Annotated in this window: 14 protein-coding genes; 6 read left to right on the forward strand and 8 right to left on the reverse strand. The window is 63.1% G+C overall.

Features of this window, described 5'->3' with window-relative positions:
- Positions 1 to 119: 119 nt before the first annotated feature.
- Positions 120 to 701: a DNA starvation/stationary phase protection protein DpsA gene (dpsA, locus tag DVH23_RS22405; protein WP_114579574.1), complete on the reverse strand. Its 582-nt coding sequence runs from the start codon at positions 699 to 701 to the stop codon at positions 120 to 122.
- Positions 702 to 714: 13 nt separating this feature from the next.
- Entirely contained in the window at positions 715 to 1,263 is a 549-nt protein-coding gene (gene dpsA, locus DVH23_RS22410; protein WP_198668066.1) for a DNA starvation/stationary phase protection protein DpsA, read from the reverse strand.
- A 220-nt stretch (positions 1,264 to 1,483) separates the two neighbouring features.
- Here dpsA (DVH23_RS22410) and DVH23_RS22415 point away from each other — a divergent pair, with 220 nt between their 5' ends.
- A complete protein-coding gene (locus DVH23_RS22415) occupies positions 1,484 to 3,079 on the forward strand; it encodes a hypothetical protein (RefSeq protein WP_232833897.1) in 1,596 nt (531 codons plus the stop codon).
- 108 nt (positions 3,080 to 3,187) lie between these two features.
- Here the strand turns inward: DVH23_RS22415 and DVH23_RS22420 are convergent, their stop codons facing one another.
- Complete coding sequence (locus DVH23_RS22420) at positions 3,188 to 4,459, reverse strand: RNA-guided endonuclease TnpB family protein (protein WP_114579575.1); 1,272 nt, start codon at positions 4,457 to 4,459, stop codon at positions 3,188 to 3,190.
- 228 nt (positions 4,460 to 4,687) lie between these two features.
- Entirely contained in the window at positions 4,688 to 5,038 is a 351-nt protein-coding gene (locus DVH23_RS22425; protein ID WP_114579576.1) for an acetylglutamate kinase, read from the reverse strand.
- A 274-nt stretch (positions 5,039 to 5,312) separates the two neighbouring features.
- On the opposite strand from DVH23_RS22425, the gene DVH23_RS22430 reads away from it, so the two are divergent.
- Together DVH23_RS22430 and DVH23_RS22435 are read left to right on the forward strand one after the other, a co-directional pair.
- Positions 5,313 to 6,299 (forward strand): oxidoreductase, encoded by a 987-nt coding sequence (locus DVH23_RS22430; protein ID WP_114579577.1) that lies wholly within the window; start codon positions 5,313 to 5,315, stop codon positions 6,297 to 6,299.
- A 536-nt stretch (positions 6,300 to 6,835) separates the two neighbouring features.
- Complete coding sequence (locus DVH23_RS22435) at positions 6,836 to 8,104, forward strand: MFS transporter (RefSeq protein ID WP_114579578.1); 1,269 nt, start codon at positions 6,836 to 6,838, stop codon at positions 8,102 to 8,104.
- Between the two features lie 581 nt (positions 8,105 to 8,685).
- Here the strand turns inward: DVH23_RS22435 and DVH23_RS22440 are convergent.
- The 3 genes from DVH23_RS22440 to DVH23_RS22450 all read right to left on the reverse strand — a co-directional run bounded on the left by DVH23_RS22440 (position 8,686) and on the right by DVH23_RS22450 (position 9,875).
- Positions 8,686 to 8,991, reverse strand: coding sequence for a hypothetical protein (locus DVH23_RS22440; RefSeq protein WP_198668065.1), 306 nt, complete (start codon positions 8,989 to 8,991; stop codon positions 8,686 to 8,688).
- 93 nt (positions 8,992 to 9,084) lie between these two features.
- On the reverse strand, positions 9,085 to 9,360 hold the full coding sequence (locus DVH23_RS22445) for a PadR family transcriptional regulator (RefSeq protein ID WP_114579580.1): 276 nt from the start codon (positions 9,358 to 9,360) through the stop codon (positions 9,085 to 9,087).
- 257 nt (positions 9,361 to 9,617) lie between these two features.
- Positions 9,618 to 9,875, reverse strand: coding sequence for a hypothetical protein (locus tag DVH23_RS22450; protein WP_114579581.1), 258 nt, complete (start codon positions 9,873 to 9,875; stop codon positions 9,618 to 9,620).
- Positions 9,876 to 10,190: 315 nt separating this feature from the next.
- On the opposite strand from DVH23_RS22450, the gene DVH23_RS22455 reads away from it, so the two are divergent.
- From DVH23_RS22455 to DVH23_RS22465, 3 genes are all read left to right on the forward strand, one after another.
- Complete coding sequence (locus tag DVH23_RS22455; protein WP_114579582.1) at positions 10,191 to 11,108, forward strand: NAD-dependent epimerase/dehydratase family protein; 918 nt, start codon at positions 10,191 to 10,193, stop codon at positions 11,106 to 11,108.
- A 65-nt stretch (positions 11,109 to 11,173) separates the two neighbouring features.
- Entirely contained in the window at positions 11,174 to 11,773 is a 600-nt protein-coding gene (locus DVH23_RS22460) for a hypothetical protein (RefSeq protein WP_114579583.1), read from the forward strand.
- A 77-nt stretch (positions 11,774 to 11,850) separates the two neighbouring features.
- Positions 11,851 to 12,648 (forward strand): SWIM zinc finger family protein, encoded by a 798-nt coding sequence (locus DVH23_RS22465; protein WP_114579584.1) that lies wholly within the window; start codon positions 11,851 to 11,853, stop codon positions 12,646 to 12,648.
- 291 nt (positions 12,649 to 12,939) lie between these two features.
- On the opposite strand, the gene DVH23_RS22470 is transcribed toward DVH23_RS22465, so the two are convergent.
- Positions 12,940 to 14,295 carry a sodium:calcium antiporter gene (locus DVH23_RS22470; RefSeq protein ID WP_114579585.1) on the reverse strand — a complete coding sequence of 452 codons (1,356 nt, stop codon included), beginning with the start codon at positions 14,293 to 14,295 and terminating at the stop codon, positions 12,940 to 12,942.
- Between the last annotated feature and the right edge of the window lie 283 nt (positions 14,296 to 14,578).

A 14,578-nucleotide genomic window follows, 5' to 3' on the forward strand; every position in this document is an offset into this window, starting at 1 on the left:
AGTTTTCCCAGTCGAGTTAGACTCATAAACGGCCTCAGAGTGCCTAAGTCTTGCGGTTTCGAGTCTCTGCCTACCGCTTAGACCCACGACTGAAGTCGTGGGCTTCCGCTTAATTCGTGTCATCGGTCAGCCAGCACCTCCGCGCGAACGAGGGTATCGGCCTCGAGTAGTTGCTCGATGACGTGGGCGTCCGCTTCGAGGGCTTCGAGGTGGTCACGGAGCAGTTCGGCCGTGCCCGGATCGCCCCGTCGTTCTGCAAGCGCGATGTGGTCGCGCAGACTGACGATCAGGGTCGCATACCCCTCGAGATCGCCGTCCAACGACGCACGAATATCGTAGAGGTTCTCGGCCTCGAGGTGGACGTCGGCCCGTTCCTGAATCGTCGGGGGCGTGTTCGGCGGAATCCCTCCGAGTTGGACGATTCGAATCGCGAGGTCGTCGTTGATCTCCCGCACACGCTTGTAGGCCTCTTCGAGGAAGTCGGCGACCGCCTCGTGTTCGGCGCCCGCAGCAGTCCAGTAATGCTTGCGAAGCAGGTAGAACAGGTTGAACGATCCGGCGTGGTCGACGCTCAACGCCTCGATGATCGCTTCGGCAGCCGCGGGGTCGATCCGGAGCGGGTTCTCCACGATAGTGCCCCACTCCTGACGGCGCCCGCTCGCACCGGTCTCCCGAACGAGTGGACCGCGTTTCTGTGTCATTCAACTCACCCGGTCAGTGGGTCGCTTCCTCGAGGGTGAGCGTGTCGTCCTCGAGGTAGTGTTCGAAGTGGTGGCCGTCCTCTTCGAGGGTGACGAGGATCTCCCGGAGGATCTCGGCGGTGGTGTAGTCGCCGAGGTTCTCGGCGAGTTCGATGCTCCCGCGCAGCGACTCGATGATGTCGCCGTACATCTCGAGGTCGTTCTGGAACATCGTCCGGACGTCGTAGACGTCCTCGCCCTCGAACTCCACCGTTGCCCGGTCCTCCAGGTTCGAGGGTCCCGAGACGGGAACGCCGCCCAGCGCCTGGGCGCGCTCGGCGATGACGTCCGCGCCCTCCTCGACGTGCTTGTAGGACTCCTCGAGGAACTCGTGAAGGGGAAGGAACTCCGAACCCTCGACCACCCAGTGGTGCTTTTTGAGCTGGTGGTAGAGCACGTACGAGTTCGCGAGCTCGGTGTTGAGCGCGTCGACGACCTGTTCTGCCTTCTCGCGGTCGAGCCGGAGCTCGTTTTCCTCGACGCTGCCGGTCCGTTGACGGATGGTCGTCTGTTGAGAATGTATCACGGACGGAAGTGGTCGCTCCACCGTCTTATACCTTTCAGGTACTGCACATTTTTGGGATGCCTAAATCGGTGTGTAGAGCTTCTCAGTACCCAACATTCAGAAGTGACACGGACCCTCCACGACGGGGTAGGTCCTGCCATCCGCCGATTAAATGGTCACTTATTCCTGTCAGTCTATCCATTACAAGGTAAGACATTCTCGTCGGGCCGAGTGCGTCATGGTAGAGAAAGACGCGGACTATGTCACGATGAATCGACGGGGCTATCTCAAAGGGCTCGCAGCAAGCAGCGCTGGCGTTGGCGCACTGTCGGTCGCGACCGGCAGCGCACGTGCGGGCTCGGGCGATGAACAATCAGCGGAGGACACACACGACCTCGACGGCGACGAACTATACCTGGTCTTCGGTGCCGACTCATCCGAACGAGATCTCGACGGCTGGGTCGACGATCACTGTGCGGAGATCAACGGGAACGGCCAAGAGTCGCTCGCGAGCGTCATCCAGTATCAGGACGTCTCCCAGCTCAACGTCACCCAGCAAGGCTACGCCGTCAGTATCGCGATCGACGGCGGCGAGGCGACGGCGATCCAGGAGGCCGAACAGAGCAACGTCAACACACAGGAGGGCACTGCAGAATCGATCGCGATCGACGAAGAGACCCGAGACGAGACGTTCACCGATCCGACCACCGTATACGTCGTCTTCGCCGAAGAGACGGGGACCCGAACGTTCACCGGCTGGGTAGCCAAGGAGGACAGCTACCAGAACGAACAGTCCGCCCGGGCGACGATCGACCAGGATCAGAAGGTCGACCAGCTGAATTACAGCAGCCAAAGCGCTGCGGTTGCGCTCGCCGAAGACTGTAGCCACGCACAGGCCTACCAGCAGAGCTGGCAGACCAACGAGAACTACCAGCACGCCGACGCCGTTGCCGCCGCCATCGGCGACGCCGACGAACAGACGGCCGATGCCGAGGTCGAACAGGCCCAGGAGGTCGGACAGCTCAACGTCAGCGAACAGGGCGTCGCCATCGCGATCGCCGTCGGGAAAGACAGCGTCGCCGAAGCCTATCAGCAGAGTTCACAGACCAACCTGAACGAACAGGTCGCCGAAGCAGCAGCGATCGCCTTCGATGCGAGATCGATCACCGACGTTCTCGACTGTGGCGATATGGTCGGTGAGCTTCCGGAGGACGTGGTCTCGCGGTCGGACACCTGTAAGAACCAGTCGAACACGCAGGAGGCGTCCGCCGATATCGTCCAGGGCCAGCAGGTCGGCCAGGAGAACATCAACCTGCAGAACGCGGCGGTCGCGGCTGCCACCGACGACAGCTCCGCGACGGCCCGGCAGGTGAGCTACCAGGCCAACTTCAACGCGCAGGTCGCGTCAGCCGAGGCCCTCACCGTCGAGGAGGGCAGCGCAAACGGCCGTGCGGTGCTCAACGGAGCGAACGCCAGCGAGGATCAGGCCTGGGCGCTCGCCTACGAGAACGGGGACGTCGACCAGCAGACCGCTGCTGCCGAGATCTCCCAACTCCAGTTCGTCCAGCAGCTGAACGTCAACGAACAGCTCACGGCAATCGCGATCGCCGGCGATTCCGGCGAGGCGACCGCAGAACAAGTGAGCTACGAGACCAACGAGAACATCCAGCTCGCCGAGGCACGGGCAGCCAGCGTCGGGAGCGGTGACAGCGATTGTGACAAGAAAAAGGACGGCAAGGACAAGAACGGCAAGGACAAGAACGGCAAGGACAAGACGGATAGCTGGAATCGACAGACGGCCGGGAGAGCCATACCCTATCACACGATGAGGTGACATCCTCCTCGCCGTAAACGAGGAGGCTTTCCCTGCATGGGGAATACCAGTTAGAGATGACATCCTCCCCGGCGTGAACGCCGGGGTTTCCCGTACTGCGGTGGGATATTATGGTTCGCGGTCGGCGACCTGTTCTCGCGGGGCAAACCGGCCCTCGCTCCGATCGAACAGGCGAACCGCTGGCTGTGCCATCCAGCCGTTATCCCTATCACCGCCATCCGTGGCGAGATTCGGGAGTACCTTTCGTCTGATGTTCTCGGCACCGTTCACGTCGGCGTTGGCGACCGTTCCACAGCTGTCACAGACGTATAACCCACGCCCGACGCGCTGGTTGCCGTCTTTCATCTCACACGCCGAACACGTCTGTGAGGTAGCGCGCTCGGGCTCTCGAACGACTTCGATACCCGCACCCTCTCCCTTGTATTCGAGCATCGACGTGAAGCGGTCAAACGCCCACCCGTGAAGGTCGAGGTTGCCGTGGTCGCCCCAGTTGCGGGCGTCACCGTTCTCGTCGTCGCGGATACCACCGAGGTCGCCGATGACGATCGTGCCGACACCCCTCTCGACACACTCTGAAACGATGTGTTTCGAGAGCGCGTGCAAGAAGTGGCTTCGACGTTCGGTCTGTTTTCGGTCGAGTCGGCGTGCCTCCCGAGAGGAAGAATCGTCGCACTTCGCCCGCTCTTTGGTGAAGTAGTAGCTGTCCTCTTTGAGCGCGCCACCGGGGTACAGCGTGGCTTCGTTGCCATACGAGACGGTGGCGAAGTTGCATATCCCGAGATCGATACCAGCCGTTCGGTTTCCAGGTGATTCGGTCTCGATCTCATGCCGACAGACGATATGCAAGCACCACTCGCCGCGTTCGTAGACCGCACGAACCAGTTGGACGTTCTCGATCTCAACGTCCGGTCGGGTTTCGTATTCGCACAGGAGGAAGTCCGACCAGTGGGCCTTGAGGTTCCGCCCTTTCGAAAGGCGGAGACGTCCGTTCGTGGCGTCGTGCGTGAAGCCGTCTTCTTTGAACGTGACGGTCGAGCGTGGGTGGTCGTCGCCGTGTTTTCGGTAGCCGGGCGGATTCGCGTTCTGGTTCCCGTTTTGGCGGTGGCCGTACCACGAGGTGAACGCCTCAGACAATTCTTCGAGAACTGCCTGACTTGACTGTGCGTTGAGGTCAGCGTAGCGTTCGTGGCTTTTGAGGTACGACTTGAGCGCGCCTTCGCCGGGAATCGTCCCCGTTTCGTCCCAGATGCGCCCGATGGTCCACCGGGCGACATTCCAGAGTTTCGAGGCGGCGAATCCGAGCGAGTCCAGACCGTCACGGACCTGTTGGTAGTTGCGTATGGACGCAACGTGGGTCCGGGTGACGGTCCTTTTCGCCATACATAGCTTATGTCATCGTTTAAACTTACAGGTTGGCCGTGCGCGGTGAAAGTGAATATCCGGCCAGCGATAAACGGTGATTGCATTACGGAGTGTACGCGAGTCACGCCCGACCTTCGGCCTCCGGCCTCAGGACGGGATTCTCTCGCTGTTGACAGATAGATTTTTTCGACGTCTCACTCCGCTGAGCGTTCCGACGCAAAAAATGAGGACGGCTGGTCGGACGACTTACTGCTTCTGGTTGCTGTCCTGGTCGACGTCAGCGATGTTCGTGCTGACGGCGGTTGCACTCTGGGAGTTGGCGTTGATTTGCGTCACGCTGTTCGAAGCGTCCGCAAAGCCCTGGTAGCTCAGCGCGACAGCGGTCTGGTCGCCATCGTTTACGTTAGCTTGTGCGCTATACTGGATCTGGGTCACTTCAGCATTGGACTGCTGAAAGACCGCAGCACCCTGCTCGGACTCCTGTTTCTCGTCGTCTTTGTCGTGGTGATCGTGGGCAGCGGCCGTGCCGGCCAGGCCCCCGAACACGAGGGTCCCGAGCAGTGCAAGGGTCAGGAGTGCGGTGAATGTTCGTTTCATGGATCCGCACGACCACCCACCTCGAGCAAGTATTTAATTCCCTTTTGCACTCGCTTGTTTAATCAGCGGTCCTAATAAATAATATTCGCTTGAATAACCCCACGTAGAGGCGGTCGGTCGAACGGCCCTGCGCTCCAGGCGTTCCACACGAAACACTGCCCTTTTCCGTATATAGCGGTCTCAATTACTTCCCAGACCTCCGGAGAGACCGATCCGAACGCCACGGGCCGATTGCAGCCAACGAACCCAAGTAGCCGACTCCCCGAGGGAGGCCATGAGCTGGACCGAAGCGGACGTCCCCGCCCAACACGACCGCACGGTCGTCGTCACCGGGGCCAACAGCGGGATCGGCTACGAGACGGCGCGAGTCCTCGCCGAGCGCGGCGCGACCGTGATCATGGCGTGTCGAAGCACCGACCGGGGTCGGGAGGCCGCCAAACGAGTTCAGTCGACGGACGTCCCCGGCACGCTCGTCGTCGCCGGCCTCGACCTCGCGGACCTCGAGTCGGTCCGGACGTTTCCGGATCGACTCGCCGACGCCTCGATCGGTGGCGCGTCCGTCCCCACGATCGACTGTCTGATCAACAACGCGGGCGTGATGGCGATCCCCCGCTCGGAGACCGCGGACGGTTTCGAGACGCAGTTCGGGGTCAACCACCTCGGTCACTTCGCACTCACGGGAGTGCTCCTCGGCCATCTCGCCGCGGACGCCCGCGTCGTGACCGTCTCGAGCAAGGCCCACGAGGGCGGCGAGATCGACTTCGCGGACCTCAATCACGAGGACGCCTACGACAAGTGGGGCGCGTACGCCCAGTCGAAGCTCGCGAACCTCCTCTTTGCGTACGAACTCGACCGTCGGCTCGAGGCCGCGGAGATGGACGTCACGAGCGTCGCCTGTCACCCGGGGTATGCCGACACGAACCTCCAGGCCCGCGGCCCGAAAGCGGCCGGCTCGAAACTCCGGCTGGCCGCGATGGGCGCGATCAACGCCATCGTCGCCCAGTCGGCCGCCGACGGGGCGCTCCCGACGCTGTACGCCGCGACCCACCCGGAGGTCGAAGGCGGTGCCTACTACGGCCCCGGTGGCCTCTTCGGGATGCGCGGGGCCCCCGAACGCCAGGAGTCGACGGAGCGCTCTCACGACCGGGAGACCGCACGCGCCCTCTGGACCGTCTCCGAGGAGCTTACCGGCGTCGAGATCGAGATCCCGCCCCGAACGGAGGGCTGGAGCGTGCCGGGACTCGGCGCCCTCCGTCGATAACGAACGGTCGCTAGCCGCGGCCGCGAGCCCGATACCCAGTCACGGGTCCCTTCTCGCGTCCCCGAGCGTCCCCGAGCGTCGCTGTCGTGAGCTTTCTCGAGAGACTGAACATCGCGTCCGCCTGGCATCAGGCCCCGGAACGCGCGTGACCGAACGGTCGCTGTAGTCAGGGCCAACCGTTCTCCGCGGCCCCCCTCGGCGAGCCCGTGGAGCCGGCGTTTCTCGTCCACAGAGCGATCGTGGCGCTCGAGGCATCCCTCGTGGGTGTCGAACGAGGAGAGCATCACGACCACCGGCGATCGCTACTCCTACCCGGCTCTTTATCTCGGTCGCCGAGCGCGCTCCCGGGTATGGACAGCATACCGATCGGATCGCCAGTGGCCCGGGTCCGGACCACGTTCGACCGACGGCCGACCGCGTCCGTGAGCCACGAGTGAGAGGATCGAACGGCGGATTCGGCCGCCTGGACGCCGCAGGCAGGGCATCCCAGAACCCGCGACGGTCTCAGACGCGGTCGAGCCGGAGGCATCCATAAGATGGCTGCCGGGGACACACGGTCCCAGCTCCGACTGTTTCGGAATCAGGGGTTCGCCGCCCTCGCGGTGATGAACTTCGTGCGGGGGATGGCGTTCGCGACGATCATCGTCGCGCTCGCGCTCTACGCCGATCTCTTCGAGACGTCCGGCTTCGTCGCGGGACTTTTCGGCACCGCCTACGCGTTCGTCCGACTCGTGCTCGTCGTCCCCGTCGGGCGCTGGATCGACGTGCGAGACGCCAAACGGCTCCTCGTGATCGGGTTGGTTCTCCAGGTCGTCGTGCTGGCCGGCTACGTGTTCGTCGAGTCGGCGCTCCAGCTCGTGGGCATTCGGGCCTTCCAGGGAGTCAGTTCGATCACGGTCTATCTCGCCGGGACGGCGATCGTGGGGAGTCTCGGCCCCGAGGGTGACCGGGGACTCTGGGTCGGCACCTATCAGAACGTCACCGCGTTCTCGAAGCTGTCGGGCGACCTGCTCGGCGCCGGCCTCCTGTTTTTCGTCGGCTTCGAGTCGACGTGGGCGATCTTCGTGGTCCTCTCGACGCTGTCGGTCGGCTACGTGCTCAAACATCTGCCCGCGGAGCCGGTTCCGAGCGACGACTCGAGTTCCACTGCCGGGAAACTCCTCGGGCTGTTGAAACGGCGGGCAATCATGGCGCTGGTCGCGTTTCGGTTCTCGTTCAGCTTCTGCAAGGAGGCTGTACTCATCTTTCTCCCGGTCTTCGCACGCCTCGAGTTCGGGATGAACGCGCTCCTGATCGGGGGCATCCTCGCCGGGGGACGGTTCACGAAGTCGATCTCACAGGGCTACATCGGCCAGCTCGGGGATCGGGTCGGACGGCTCCACTGGTTTATCCTGATGGGGATCGTGCTGTATGCGATCGGAACGGCGATGATCCCGCTGGCCGTCCACGCCGACGAGTTCATCGACCCGGTGGCGCTGACGGTCGCCGGACGCGAGGAAACCATCCCCGGCGCCTTTTTCGTGCTCTTCTTCTGTTACGTGCTGCTCGGTATCGCGGACAGCCTGCGGATCCCGACGAGCGTAACGATGTTCGTTCGGGAAGGAGAGTATCAGGACGCCGTCGGGAGCAGCATCTCGCTGCGGAGCCTTTCCTGGCAGATCGGGGCCACGATCGGGCCGGTCGCCGTCGGCGTGATGACGGACGTCCTCTCGTATACGGCCGCGTTCTGGGCCGCCGCTACCCTCGCGCTCTGTGCGGGCGTGTTGTTCGCGACGTTGTATCGGGACGAACCGCCTCCGGAGTGAGCGAGCGCACGCGAACCGGGCGATACCTCGGGTCGAACCGCGACCCGCATGAGTGAACCGCCTCGGGGTCAAGCCCCGAGGCACTCGGCCTGCTCCGCCTGTAGAGCGCTTACTATGCAGAGACCAAGAGATCGCAGCCGAGTCAGCTTTGGAGGATAGCGCGGAGCCCCCTTCCTCACCGAGCGGCAAGAGTGGTCTGCGCGACGTTTGAACATCCCTTCATGGAGGTCAGGGCCCACGGGATGACGAGATGGAGTTTGCAGATCTGGAACGCTCAAAGGTTACGCCAATCACTCCGTCCTCGCACCCTATACTCGGGAACGACGACCGCGAACGGGTTCGATTCCCGTCCCTCAATTGAGGGTAGAGCGTGAGAACACCGGGAATTGAATCGGCGGGACAATCCACGCGGACGGTCGAAGGTGGGCCTGAAAGCCCCCGCTCGAAGCGTGGACGGGAAGAGGAAGCCGGGCCGCGTCCATGCATGGGGTCGCGGGGCACAATGTCGTTGCGGTAAAGCCCCGCCCTCAAGGAGTGACCGACCGCCGCAAGGCGGGAGGGTGCGAGTAGGGCGGGGTAGTTTATCTGTGGTCGTTTCGATCGGAGACGCCGTAATCGACATGGACGAAGGGCGTACTCGACGACTCTGGCGCCGGGGTCCCGTTCCAATCGACGAGATGTACGTTCGCCATCTCTCCCGAGAAGCGGAATCGCTGGACGCCGGTCTCGATCACTCCTTCGGCCGCCCGTCCGGAGACGATCGTCCCGTCTTCACGGGATTCGGTGTCGATCTCCTCGATGGCTCCATCGATGCTAATTTCGTAGTTTGCTGGAACTCCGCGACCGATGACTGTGATTTGATTTGGTAGGTTGCTATTGGATGCCATGCTCCGACGAGCCCACCCCGCCACCATAATGCTTCCTGTTGACAGATTAGTTGAATGAGAGGACCGTATCGAGCGGCTGAATCTGCGGCTCCGTCACATCTCGACGTACTGCTCTTCCCACTGTCGCCGTTCCTGGATCGCCTCTTCGCCTGCCTCCGTGATGGTGTAGTAGTTCGTCCGTCGGTCGAGTTGGCCTTTCTCGACGAGGTCTTTGTTGACAACCGTATCGAGATTTGGATAGAGCCGTCCGTGATTGATCTCCGTCTCGTAGTACTCCTGGAGTTCCTCGCCGATCGATTGGCCGGAGGGCTGGTCGAATCCGCTGATGACATAGAGGAGGTCACGTTGGAAGCCGGTCAGATCGTGCATGAAACGCTGTTGTCCCACTACGAGATATTGTTATGTACTAGCAAATACGCTGTCAGCGACGCCTATTACTCCTCTAGGCGGATAGTACTACCGAACAGAGGTACCGTTCGACAGTCCCCACCCATCCGTCACGGGATCGTCTGGAGAGGCCGATCGGAGTCATCGTGGAAACAGTCCGTGCTCGAGAAGGTGCCGCCCTCGACGACGTACAACCCGTTCGAGAATCAGCTTTGGCGGATAGCGCGGAGCCCCCTTCCTCACCGAGCGGCGAAGCCGCGAGTAGGGCGGGGTAGTTTACTCGCTGTCCGCCCGTTGGCCCGCGCCGCCAGGTCGTAGGTCCCGAGGGTGGCGTCGGCCGTATACCACCTCACACCATCCGCGTTACCCGCCCGGTCGATCCACCACTCCCCGAAGACGAGGTCAGTGGAGACGTCGGACGCCGGTTTGGGCGACCAGTCGGCCCGGAACAGCGGCGCGTTCTCGTGCCAGTGGATCTCGTCCCAGAGCCCCCACATGACGGAGGCGTCGACGGCGGGGTGGGCTGAACACGGTCTTCAGAAACCGACGGAGGTACGCCACCTCCATGGCCTCGGTCCACCCCTCGACCCATTGGCGTTTTCAGCCACCAATGAGACACGCCGAACGGACCGATTGTCCACATTGAAGGATCAACATTTGTAGAGGTAGTGCCGATCATATTTTCAATGAAAACCTCAACAGGTGTCGTACTCGGTGATCACGATCGAGGGGACGAGGGCGGCAAAGCGATCGAGCGCTGTGCTCAAGCGGACAGCGATATTACTATCCCAGCCGATGGACAGTACCCGCGTATGCAGGACCAACGCGTGCTCGTCACGGGCGGAGCGGGCTTTATCGGCTCGAACCTCGCGACCCATCTCGCTGCCGACAACGACGTGATCGCCATCGATGACGAATATCTGGGTACGCCCGACAATCTCACGAGCGATGTCGACTACCGTCCGGTGGGCGTCCTCGACGACGACCTTCCCACCGATGTCGACGTGGTCTTTCACCTCGCCGCGCTCTCCTCGTACGCGATGCACGAGGAGGACCCGACGAGGGGTGCCCGCGTCAACGTCGAAGGGTTCGTCAACACCGTCGACCAAGCGAGACAAGACGGCTGTGACACCGTCGTCTATGCCTCGACCTCCTCGATCTACGGGAGTCGCACGGAGCCCTCGCCCGAGGAGATGCCCGTCGCCGTGAACACGGGCTACGAGGCCTCAAAACTCGCCCGGGAACGATACGCCGAGTACTTCCACAATCACTACGACATCGCCACCGCCGGCATGCGCTTCTTTTCGGTGTATCAGGGCTACGAGGGCGCCGAGGGCCACAAGGGCGAATACGCCAACGTCATCGCCCAGTTCGCCGACGACATCGCTCACGGGCGCTCCCCAGAGCTGTACGGTGACGGCACCCAGACGCGAGACTTTACTCATGTTGAGGACATCGTCCGCGGGCTCGAGGCCGCCGCCGACAACCGACTCACTGGTGTCTACAACCTCGGCACGGGCGACCCCTACAGCTTCAACGAGCTCGTCAACCGGCTGAACGATCAGCTCGAGACCGACGTCGACCCCGAGTACGTCGAGAATCCGATCCCCGAGGACGTCTACGTCCACGACACCTGCGCGGACATCGAGAAAATTCGCGACGAGGCCGGTTGGGAACCACAGATTGATCTCGAAGAGGGTCTCGAACGAGTCTGTGCACCCTACCGGTAAGATGAAGAACCGCTCCGGAGCCGATCAACCACAGAACTATCCCGCTGGGAAGCCTCCATTCGGGGATGGCAGACGACAAGCGTGGCCGAGAGAAGCAAGCGCGCGACGCTGACAGACGCCAGCGACAGCGCGACATTGCCGCGGACCTGGAACGAGGAGACGAAACAGAGCCGCCGGTTGACTCAGACGAGTTCGCCGATCTCGGTTCGGAACTCGAATCGCTGACATTCCCGGCAGCGGGGTCGGAGGTCGTCGCGGTGATCGGCGACCGCGAAGTCAATTCGGGCGACAGGGGCTACACTATCGAGGAACTGGTTCCGGAGACGGATGCAGTGACGTTCGACTCTCCGTCTGCCGTCCGAGCGCGAGTCCAGCGGCCGACGGTCGCCGCGGCCATGAAACGAGTCGTGGAAGCCAGCGAGACGCTTCCGGACGCGGATCTCAGTGAGTCACAGCGTGAAGCCTACGAGAAGACGTTTCGGGAACTCAAAGCGATCGACGCCGATGACGACGATGAGGGAGTCCACGTCATCAGCGACTGGATCGTCGAGCGAATCCGTGACAAAGAACAACTCCCGGGGTCCCGATCGGTACGCCGGGAAGCGGCGAAGTTCTGCCGGACGAACGGGTACGAGATCCGAAACGACGAGTGGCTCGGCATCTAGACGGCCTGCGGGCACCCGCCAGAGTCGAGAACCGACAGAACCCGACACACAAGACGCTCGAACACGTCCATCCGCATATGGATCTCGACGAAGCCACCGTTCGGGAGCGGTGTACCGACGCCGTCTTCGAGCGCGGCCGGAACTACCGGACGGAAGGGCGGATCCAGCGCTGCGAGCGGTTCGAGGACGTCGTTACCGCCGTCGTCCGGGGGTCGAGTGCCTACGACGTTCGCGTCGACCTCGAGGAACCGATCGAGACGCGGTGTACCTGCCCCTACGAGGGAGCGGGCGCGTGCAAACACGTCGTTGCGACCCTGCTCGAGGTCATCGCCGACCCGCCCGCCGACGAGAGCGAGGGGATCGAGACCCTCCTGACGACTGTCCCGGCCGACGACCTGCGGGCGTTCCTCGACGACGTGCTCGCAACGAACCCGGAGATACGCGAGCAGTTTCGTGCTCGGTTCGGCGACGACAGCCCGTCGGTCGAGGAGCACCGCGAGGCGGTCGAAGCACTGTTCGACGAGCACACCCGGGAGTACCCCGTCGTCACGGAGGCCATCGACTTCTCGCACCTCTTCGAGCTGGCCGACCAGTACCGCGAGCGCGAGCGCTACCTAGCTGCTGCAACCGTCTATCTCGCGGTCTTCGAAGGGATCGACGACAACGAGTATCGCATCGATGCCGCCTACGACCACTACGCCCAGCGCCTTCGGGGTGCACTCGAGGGCTACGTCGACTGCGTGCTGGCGGCTGACCCCGATCCCGACACGATCGACGAGTACGCAGGGGTCCTCGCGGAGCAGGCCTCGGTGGAGCCGTCGGTCAACGCCGAGCAGTTCCGAGGGGCACTCGAGGAACTCGACGGCCGGCGGTGAGTCGGCGACAGCGAACGGGATCGAGACCGCCCCCGACCCCTGTCCCGGAGTCCCGAGGAGACGCAAGTCGGGACCGACACCCGTTCCCTCTGTTGGTCTCCACTCGAAACACGTCGCACGGCCGTCAGACGGTTCTCGATTTGCCAGTTTCTCCACGTGTTCCACGGGAACCGTGATCTCCAGTCGTCCCACTCGAAACGGACCGTCTGACGGGCGACAGCCAGGCGTCTGACGGATCGCGTCGCAGCGAGGACCGACGCCGGCACGGCCACTCCAGGACGAGTTCGTCCATCAATCGGCTGGCTCGGACGTCGGTGACCTCCCGAACGCGTCTTTAACGGTTACGGCCGTATGCCCCAAGAGTTCGCGAAGGCTTCCCGATCGGGAGACGAACAGCCCGAGTCCGAGGAGGATGTAGACGCCCGTGAACACGTACAGGAGAGAGAGGCTGAGCGTTGCTTCGGTCGCGCCGGCGTACGCCTGGATGACGTAGAACTCGGCGGCGACCTGCGAGACGAACAGGACGAGCAACACCACCGCTTCACGGGCGCTAATCTCGAAATTCATCAGGATGGCGATGGCGAAGAAGCTCTGTGCGGCGGTGATCCAGATCTCGGCGGCTTGCTTCTGATCGAACGAGAGCGTCCCGATATGACCCACCGCGAGCGAATAGACGACGGCGAGCGTCCCGATCAGGAGCGTCCACTGGTTGAGCTTCGAGGAGATGAGCGCGTTGAAGCCGGCGGTCGAGCGCGCCTTGTTGACGAGATAGATGACGACGATGAGCTCGGGGCTCTCACTGGCTAGCGGCGCGAGCCACTGGATCATGAAAAACGGCGGGATCCCGAGTCCCGTTCCCAGCTCCTCAAGGCCCAATGCAAACGGGTGGACCGCCTCGAAGATAACCAGCCCCGAAAAGGCAAACAGACCCAGTACGACCGCGATCCGGGGCGCCTTCGGGTACGTCTGGAAGTACGCCGGGACGCCGACGTGGGCGTCGCCCTCCTCGACGTCGCCACGAACGACGATGCCGAGATAGAGCACATAGAGGCCCACGAGGACGACCGTATCGACGACCCCGATCCCGCCCCCCAGCGGGATGAACAGCGCGTAGACCGTCGCGGCGAGCAGGAAGACGATTTCGAGGGAGATGTCGCGGTCGATCCGGACTGCATCCGCGAGGAGTCCGGGGCGTTGAACCACGGCCGAGTCGCGCACCTGGTTCGCTCGGTAGATCGTCAGCAGCGCGATTCCGGCCCAGCCGATCCCGATAAGGATCCGATTTGCGCCGGTCATATTCGCGATCGCGAGGTTGGCCGCCTCGACTCCGCGCTCGGTTCCCTCGAACGCCCCGGCCTCCCACGCGTAGAGGGCGTCGACGGCGTACTCCGGTGCGACGGCGAGGACGGCGAGGACGGCGATCGCGAACGCCGTCGGGACGTCCTTCTCCGCCGTTTCCGCACCCCATGCGAGCAGAAACGCCGCGCCGAGAATCGCGAGCCCGCCGACGAGAACCGCAGTGAGCGGGACGACGTTCGCCGTCGGATCGAGATGAAAGCCGCGGGTGACGAACAGCGCGACGAACGGCAGCGTCAACAGACAGGCGCCAGCGACCGCGACGAGCGGGTGACGGAGCCGCTCAGACATCGCTCCTCCAAGGAAGGGGATCGGCCATGAGCTCGGTCGGGTCGGCCCGAGGTGAGAGAGAGGGCTTGACATCCTCCACACGACTGAAGTCGTGGGATTCCTCGCGCTCGGGGCCGGTCACGCTGACCACCCCGACGGAGGCAACTTCCCAACCCCAGTGGTTGGTCCCGGTTTGTAGGCAGTGCGTCGAGGCGATGAACGCATGGCAACGTCAGTCCGAACGCGTTCGGACTGCCTCGCTAACACCCCACGGGCGGTGCCATCAGCCACACTCAATCGGGCA

This window comes from Saliphagus sp. LR7, from assembly GCF_003344565.1.
Taxonomy (GTDB): domain Archaea; phylum Halobacteriota; class Halobacteria; order Halobacteriales; family Natrialbaceae; genus Saliphagus; species Saliphagus infecundisoli.

Bases quoted from the DNA above. Each gene is read 5' to 3' on its own strand.
- DVH23_RS22460 (WP_114579583.1), top strand. From the start codon at position 11,174: ATGGCAGACGACAAGCGTGGCCGAGAGAAGCAAGCGCGCGACGCTGAC.
- DVH23_RS22415 (WP_232833897.1), top strand. From the start codon at position 1,484: ATGGTAGAGAAAGACGCGGACTATGTCACGATGAATCGACGGGGCTAT.
- DVH23_RS22445 (WP_114579580.1), bottom strand. From the start codon at position 9,360: ATGCACGATCTGACCGGCTTCCAACGTGACCTCCTCTATGTCATCAGC.
- DVH23_RS22450 (WP_114579581.1), bottom strand. From the start codon at position 9,875: ATGTGGGGGCTCTGGGACGAGATCCACTGGCACGAGAACGCGCCGCTG.
- DVH23_RS22425 (WP_114579576.1), bottom strand. From the start codon at position 5,038: ATGAAACGAACATTCACCGCACTCCTGACCCTTGCACTGCTCGGGACC.
- DVH23_RS22465 (WP_114579584.1), top strand. From the start codon at position 11,851: ATGGATCTCGACGAAGCCACCGTTCGGGAGCGGTGTACCGACGCCGTC.
- dpsA (WP_114579574.1), bottom strand. From the start codon at position 701: ATGACACAGAAACGCGGTCCACTCGTTCGGGAGACCGGTGCGAGCGGG.
- DVH23_RS22420 (WP_114579575.1), bottom strand. From the start codon at position 4,459: ATGGCGAAAAGGACCGTCACCCGGACCCACGTTGCGTCCATACGCAAC.
- DVH23_RS22470 (WP_114579585.1), bottom strand. From the start codon at position 14,295: ATGTCTGAGCGGCTCCGTCACCCGCTCGTCGCGGTCGCTGGCGCCTGT.
- DVH23_RS22430 (WP_114579577.1), top strand. From the start codon at position 5,313: ATGAGCTGGACCGAAGCGGACGTCCCCGCCCAACACGACCGCACGGTC.
- DVH23_RS22455 (WP_114579582.1), top strand. From the start codon at position 10,191: ATGCAGGACCAACGCGTGCTCGTCACGGGCGGAGCGGGCTTTATCGGC.
- DVH23_RS22435 (WP_114579578.1), top strand. From the start codon at position 6,836: ATGGCTGCCGGGGACACACGGTCCCAGCTCCGACTGTTTCGGAATCAG.
- DVH23_RS22440 (WP_198668065.1), bottom strand. From the start codon at position 8,991: ATGGCATCCAATAGCAACCTACCAAATCAAATCACAGTCATCGGTCGC.